The following is a 6,783-nucleotide window of genomic DNA, read 5'->3' as shown; positions in this document are numbered from 1 at the left end:
AGATTATTAGCTGTCACGTTATAGTGCCAAATATTGTACTTTATAATATTTGGCACTTTTTTATTATGCGTGTCGTCATGTGCTGCAAAAATTGAAAGGCTTGTGGACGCGCAAAGCGCCCGATATTTATCGGTATTCTGTATTAAGGAGATACGAATGGCTCAGGTCAGGAACTACAAGGAAGCAGGTTTTGCTTCTTTGTTTGAAGAGCTTAAGTGGCGTGGATTAATTTCACAATCTACTGATGAGCAGCAGCTTGCTCAAGCGCTTGACGGAGAACCATTAACGTATTATTGCGGTTACGATCCTACTGCTGCTTCATTGCATATTGGTAATCTTGTACAGCTTATTAATATGCGCCATTTGCAGGCTGCAGGTCATCATCCTATTGCTTTAGTTGGTGGTGCCACTGGTTTGATTGGTGACCCTCGTCAAAGCGGAGAACGCACTCTTAATTCTAAGGATATTGTGGCTGGCTGGGCTGAACGTTTGCGTAAGCAGATTGGCAGAATTTTGCCTCTTGATGGTGAAAATCCTGTTCGTTTTGTCAGCAATTACGACTGGGTTTCTAAGATGTCTGCTATCGACTTCTTGCGTGATGTTGGTAAGAATTTCCGTGTTGGCACAATGCTTTCTAAGGATATTGTGGCTCGTCGCTTAAATTCCGATGAAGGTATTTCTTTTGCTGAGTTTAGCTATCAAGTTTTGCAAGGCAACGACTTCTTGTACTTGTTTGATAATTACGACGTAACTTTGCAACTTGGCGGTTCGGATCAGTGGGGTAATCTCACTTCCGGCATGGATTTGATTCGTAAGGTTCGTGGCACATCCGTAAACGTGTTTACTAGCCCGATTATTACAGATAATCAAGGTCGTAAGTTTGGTAAGTCAGAAGGTAATGCCATGTGGCTTGATCCTTCTATGCTTAGCCCTTATCGCTTCTACCAGTTCTGGTTCAATCAGCCTGATGATGAAGTTGTTAAGTTGCTTAAGGTGTTCACTTTCTTGCCAAAAGATGAAATTGAGCGTTTAGCTCAGCAAATTCAGGATGATCCTGGAAGTCGTGAAGCTCAGCGCGTGCTTGCGTGGGAAGTTACAAGTTTCGTTCACGGTGAAGATTTAACAAACCAGGCTATTGAAGCTTCTTCCGCTTTGTTTGGACGTGGTGATCTTTGCAATATTGATGAGCAGACTCTTGAAGCTGCTTTAGATGGCGTTAAGGTTAAGGCTGAAGACGGTAGTTTAGATTTCGCTAAGGCTAAAGTTGCAGATCGTGTTGTTGAGGCTGCAGTTGCCGCTGGTCTGTTCCGCACTGTTTCTGAAGCTCGTCGTGCTATTGAAGCAGGCGGTTTGTATCTGAATAATGAACGTGTAAGTGGTGTCGACGATGTGTTAAGTGAGGGCTCTTTCTTGCACGGTCGTTTCGCTTTGCTTCGCCGTGGCAAGAAAGCTATCGGTGCCGTAGAGCGCGCTTAATAAATGTTTGTGATTTATTAAAAATACATCTGTTGTAAGCTTGCTGCTTGATGTATGCTATAGCTTGCTTCAGCAGATGTTTAGTTGTTTTATGAATATAATTAAAATGTGATTTTGTAATAAAATTGCACATAGATGAGAGGTATGCCAGAATGGGCGAAGAACGCGAACACTCGCGGAGTGGTAAGAAATCTTTTGGTGAACGTGGTGGATTTGGTCATCGCAATGGTGGTAAAAGTAGCGAGCGTCGCGGTGGTTTCCATAAGGATGGTTTCCATAAAGGCGGTTTTAAGAAGGGTGGTTTCCGCCGTAATGATGATGACCGTGAAGAGAGCTTCCACTCTGGCGTAAAGCGTGATGGTGATCGTCGTTTTAACCGTCATGACGATCGTAAAGATGACCGTCGCGGTGGTTTTAAGAAGAATGGTTTTAAGAAGGACGGATTCCGCTCAGAGAATCGCGATAATGATCGTCGCTTTGATCGTAACCGTCATTTTGATCGTATAGATGATTGTCGCGATGACCGTCGCTCTAGAGATTTTGAACATTCTGGTGAAGAAGGTGGCAACCCACGCTACAAGAAGTTTGATGGTGAACATCGTTTTAACCATCGTGACGATCGCAGGGATAATCGTCGTGAGAACCATAGCAATGGCGATTTCCATAAAGATTTCCATAAAGGCTCTAAGGGTGGCTTCCGTGATGACCGCAGAGACGATCGTCGCGATGAGCGCAGAGATAATGAGCGTCGTTTTGATCGTCGTGACGATCGCAGAGATAATCGTAGCACAAATTCGCGTAGTAACTTCCGCTTTGAAGATGGTCCACGCCGCAATTCTGACGGAACTGTTTCTTATCCATCTCAAAATCCTTATACAGCACGTCGCCCTGGTGAACCTAAGATGCCAAAAGGTTTGGAATGGGCAATGCTTTCTAAAGAAGATCGCGAGCGTTTGCGCGGTCTTTCAAAGGAGCATGCTGAAAATATTGGTCTTCATATTCTTGCAGCTTATACTTTGCAAGAAGAAAATCCTGAACTTGCATTAGAACATGCAAAGTGGGCTGCTAAGCAAGCTTCTCGTATTGATTTTGCTCGCGAAACTTTAGCTTTTGTGGCCTATCGTCAGGGCGATTACAAACTTGCTTCTAAGGAATTCCGCACTGCAATGCGAATGAATGGTTACCTTGATTATTTGCCATTTATTGCCGATTGCGAGCGCGGTATGGGAAATCTAGATAAGGCTTTAGAAATTTGCATGTCAGATGAAGCAAAAACCTTAAGGGGAGAAGTAAAAGCCGAAATGTTCCTCGTTTATGCAGGTGTTTTGGCTGATACTGGTCATGCTGATAAGGCTATTGAATTGGTTCATGCAATGGGTCGTTCAAAGGGTCTTCCTGGGGAGTATCGTATGCGTGCAGTTCAAGCAGAACAATACTTCTTGGAAGAAGCCGGGCGTAGTGACGAAGCAATTGAATTAGAGTCTTTGCTTGATAAGCTTGAGCAACAGTATGCTGATGTTGATGACGAAGATATAAATCCTGATGATATTGTTATCGACTATGATTTAGAGCATTTGAATGATGACATGATGGATGAAATTGGCATGAGTGAAGATGATGCTCAATTTGCTCCTGATGAAGAATCTGATGAATATGCTGATGAAGAATCTGAAGCAACTGAAGATTCTGAAGATTTAGAAGACTCAGAAGAGACAAGTAACTCTGAGAATGCGGATAATACGGATACAATCGAGATGAGTGCTGTTCACGCTGACGAAGAGTAGTTCGTAACATTTGAATATTTGCGCCCGGCTGCTTTTAAGTAAGCCGGGCACTTGCTGCTTTGAGAGTTGATATTTATAAAATATTTTCAATAATAGAAGCAAAAATCGCTTACACTAAATCTATGAGGCACGGAATATCCATTTCCATATGAGTCATCGATCCATGAACGCTAGGTAAACTCATAGCTTTATCAGATTGAATGCGAGAATCAACAATTGTGTAAGCTCCACAAGCTTGCACAATAACATCGCCAATAACATCCTCTGCCCTGTTGTTTACTAAACCAAAAATACCATCGTCAATGGCTTGTTTTTTACTGCGTACAATTGCATTAGTTCCAAAATATTCACGCCAACGGTAAATAATATCTTCAGGATTTGCGTCACTGTTAGCATACAACATTACAGAACGAGGTTCACCGCCAACCATCGATACGCCTTTTATCAGCTCATCATGTTTAGCAATATCAATTCGCTTATTGGGATCGGATTTAATCATCCCATGATCTGCAGTAATAACAATTAATGTTCCAGGAGCACAATTTGCTCGTAAAAGACGCAACTGCTCGTCAATTTGCTCAAAAACAGAAACCCACTGCTGAGAATCCCAACCATAATTATGACCGGTTTTATCAGCGTCACGTAAATACATATAAGTTAAACCTGGAGTTTTACTGTTATTAGCAGCCTTAAGAATGCGAGCTCTAGGAGTTCCAGCAGTAATATAATTTGCTCCACGAAAAGCAGCTTTGGTAAGAGGAGTATTTTCAAACTTTGGTAATCCCACGCTATCTGCACGGACTCCATTAGAAACTAAACTTTCAAATATAGTCGGCTCTTGCTGCAAAACTAGCGGATCAGGCGCATCATTAAATTGAATAAGCTGCGCAAGTTTACCAGTTTGAGAATTCTTTTGCGTGTAACCGGTCATGCAAGTAAGACCAGGACATGTGCCTGTTCCAAAAGTAGCCATTGCAGCAACAGTTGTGCTTGGAACGCACGTGCTAATTGGTCGTTGATTTATTGATTCGTTAAGCAAGGATCGTAAATAAGGAGCGTGACCTTTGCGCATAAGAATATTCCAGTATCCTAAACCATCTATTAACACTACAATTGCAGAATTAGATTTAGGGAAACCAAGACTTTCTCGCAAAGCGTGTGGATCGTTATGAATAGCTGTTTTAACAGGAGCATCTATTGCATCACTTAAAGCTGGAAGAACCGAAGATATATGTAACGCTCCACCAAGATTTTTTTCATTAAAATCGTAAGAAAAATTTTCATTAACTGCGGAATTAGAAAAATCACCGTACTTAACATTACCAACAAATTGCAAAAGATCATTTTCAGACGGTATTTCAGCACTCATACTTACTATTGAACCACTTATATTGCATTGAACAAAACGCGAATAACAAATATTNATWTCATGCTTTATTTGTGGGCTTATTCACGTTCCTTGGATTTATTACTACGGAATTGCAAATGGCGTCTTAACATTGGTGATTTTGTGGCGAGTAATAAAGCGTCCACAAGGTCACCCTATTGATGAAAGCGATTTGTAAAGATTTAAGACTTATTGGCAATCTACCATTACGTTGAGTATTAAGTTTTGAGTACATCATATTGCTGCAAAGAATTGCAATATTTATACTAGAAATACAAAATACATACGAACGAGAAGCAATGTACATGAATTAACTACAATGCTCACGAACAAAACAGCAAATTGGAAAGAAGGCAACTCATGAGCAAGGACTCTATAAAAGTTATTAAAAAAACGCTTATTTGGATTCTTAAGTGGGCATTATTTACAGCAGTTGAGTTCCTTCTTTTGTATGTTGCAATTATTTCTTGGAATCATGATTTTGCACAGTTCATGGACGAATACAGTGATGCTATTATTCCATTTATGGCAGCAACCGGAGCCATGGCAGCAACAATGATTCGCGACGAAGGCACTATTCTTGAAGTCAAAGATTAAGGTGGTTGTAGATTATTTTGCGGATTGAATTGAAGCCTCTTGGCGAGCAACGTCAAGTGCTTTGTTGAAGGCATCGCTAGTCCAACTTGCTCCAGCAACAACCGAAATATGCAAATCTTTCAACGGTTTTCCAACGATTTTTCCTGGAATAGCCTTTGAGAATGCATCCATATGGCCTCTTGAAATCGGCGTAAACGGATGAAGCGTCATTTGCACATCGCTAACATTTCCATTTGCAACACTTAAGCGCACATCAAAACTGTCTTCTGCAACCGGACCATACGTAGCTTTGACTTTATAGTCGCCATCTTTGTAATTGCCAGTGTCTGTTTTAGGCTGATTCTGCTGGTTCTGAGAATCCTCACTTTGCGCAGAAGATTTAGATTGCTGAGCACCAGCATCGTACTTTCCAGAAGGATTACCACCATCATCCGCGCTTTGACCAGAATTGCCAGCAAACTCATCGTTCATCGGCACAGCGCTCGGCTCGCCGCAAGCAGAAAACATAGCGGACGATGCAGCTACAATCGCAAGCGCAGCAACGGTTTTCGTAACTTTTTTGGATTTCAAATCGTCGCGTGAAACATCGTGAAACATATTATCTGAAACCATAAAATCATCGCCTTTAAATCTTGTATATTTTAAAACCTTGCGCAACTAATCATCTAAATTCGCTAATTTAGGCGACTTAGTAGGCTCATGGTCTTGCAAAGCTTCCGCAACGCTTTCATCAACGTGAGCACTCGTAAACGCAGGCTTGCCGCCAATCGCCTCGTATACTTTACGCGCATCCTCATTATTCCAGCGCTCACCAACAAGCACACCGTGATTAAGCATAATTTCGCGATCCGCGCATTGAGCTACCAAAGAATCGTGAGTTACAACAATAATCGTCGTGCCTTGCTTGTGTAGCTGCTTAAACAAGTCGAGCACAATCTGCTCATTTTTTTCATCCAAATTGCCAGTCGGCTCATCCGCAAGAAGCAACTTAGGGCAGTTAATAAGCGCACGAGCAACGCAAACACGCTGCTGCTCGCCACCAGAAAGCTGGCTTGGCAAATGGTGAGCGCGATCCTTTAAACCCACGCGATCCAAAGCATCCATTGCTTGAGCTTCGTCAACAACCGAATGATAGTATTGCGCAACCATCACGTTTTCAACTGCCGTTAAATGCGGCACAAGATAAAACTTTTGAAAAACTAAGCCGATTACGTTTTTACGAACGTCTGCAAGCTGACCTGCGTTCAAATCCTCAAGTTTGCGGCCTTGCAAAGACACGGAACCCTTGGACGGCGAATCCATGCAGCCAATAATGTTCATGAGTGTTGTTTTGCCAGAGCCACTGGAGCCAACAATAGAAAGCCACTCACCTTCTGGCACAGTAAGCGACAAATCGTCAACCGCACGAAGAGAGCCGTAAATCTTGGAAATATGATCCAAAGTCAACAGCATTTTTGACTTAGACTCCGCGCTATCTAACTTATTTTCTATATTCTCTGTCATATTAAATCCTTAACTCAAATCTTAAACAATCTCTAA

At 42.0% G+C, this 6,783-nt stretch carries 6 protein-coding genes; 3 read left to right on the top strand and 3 right to left on the bottom strand.

Going from position 1 to position 6,783, the window contains the following annotated elements; genetic code table 11:
• Positions 1-156: 156 nt before the first annotated feature.
• A complete protein-coding gene (gene tyrS / locus A5295_RS00370; protein WP_012914103.1) occupies positions 157-1,476 on the top strand; it encodes a tyrosine--tRNA ligase in 1,320 nt (439 codons plus the stop codon).
• Positions 1,477-1,628: 152 nt separating this feature from the next.
• The gene (locus A5295_RS00365) at positions 1,629-3,260 is read left to right on the top strand and encodes a hypothetical protein (protein WP_012914104.1); all 1,632 of its coding nucleotides are present in this window, start codon (positions 1,629-1,631) and stop codon (positions 3,258-3,260) included.
• A 109-nt stretch (positions 3,261-3,369) separates the two neighbouring features.
• Here A5295_RS00365 and A5295_RS00360 read toward each other — a convergent pair whose 3' ends face one another.
• Complete coding sequence (locus A5295_RS00360; protein WP_004111479.1) at positions 3,370-4,629, bottom strand: alkaline phosphatase family protein; 1,260 nt, start codon at positions 4,627-4,629, stop codon at positions 3,370-3,372.
• A 378-nt stretch (positions 4,630-5,007) separates the two neighbouring features.
• On the opposite strand from A5295_RS00360, the gene A5295_RS00355 reads away from it, so the two are divergent.
• Positions 5,008-5,244, top strand: a complete 237-nt coding sequence (locus A5295_RS00355) for a hypothetical protein (RefSeq protein WP_004109891.1) — start codon at positions 5,008-5,010, stop codon at positions 5,242-5,244.
• 12 nt (positions 5,245-5,256) lie between these two features.
• On the opposite strand, the gene A5295_RS00350 is transcribed toward A5295_RS00355, so the two are convergent.
• Positions 5,257-5,856 (bottom strand): FMN-binding protein, encoded by a 600-nt coding sequence (locus A5295_RS00350; RefSeq protein WP_064621414.1) that lies wholly within the window; start codon positions 5,854-5,856, stop codon positions 5,257-5,259.
• A 45-nt stretch (positions 5,857-5,901) separates the two neighbouring features.
• Positions 5,902-6,747, bottom strand: coding sequence for an ABC transporter ATP-binding protein (locus tag A5295_RS00345; RefSeq protein WP_082915431.1), 846 nt, complete (start codon positions 6,745-6,747; stop codon positions 5,902-5,904).
• Positions 6,748-6,783: the final 36 nt, after the last annotated feature.

Source organism: Gardnerella sp. 26-12 (assembly GCF_001660745.1).
GTDB classification, from domain to species: Bacteria; Actinomycetota; Actinomycetes; order Actinomycetales; family Bifidobacteriaceae; genus Bifidobacterium; species Bifidobacterium swidsinskii.
The sequence above is the reverse complement of the archived record's forward strand: the minus strand, read 5'-3'. Positions and strand labels throughout refer to the sequence as shown.

Bases quoted from the DNA above. Each gene is read 5' to 3' on its own strand.
- tyrS (WP_012914103.1), top strand. From the start codon at position 157: ATGGCTCAGGTCAGGAACTACAAGGAAGCAGGTTTTGCTTCTTTGTTT.
- A5295_RS00365 (WP_012914104.1), top strand. From the start codon at position 1,629: ATGGGCGAAGAACGCGAACACTCGCGGAGTGGTAAGAAATCTTTTGGT.
- A5295_RS00360 (WP_004111479.1), bottom strand. From the start codon at position 4,629: ATGAGTGCTGAAATACCGTCTGAAAATGATCTTTTGCAATTTGTTGGT.
- A5295_RS00355 (WP_004109891.1), top strand. From the start codon at position 5,008: ATGAGCAAGGACTCTATAAAAGTTATTAAAAAAACGCTTATTTGGATT.
- A5295_RS00350 (WP_064621414.1), bottom strand. From the start codon at position 5,856: ATGGTTTCAGATAATATGTTTCACGATGTTTCACGCGACGATTTGAAA.
- A5295_RS00345 (WP_082915431.1), bottom strand. From the start codon at position 6,747: ATGACAGAGAATATAGAAAATAAGTTAGATAGCGCGGAGTCTAAGTCA.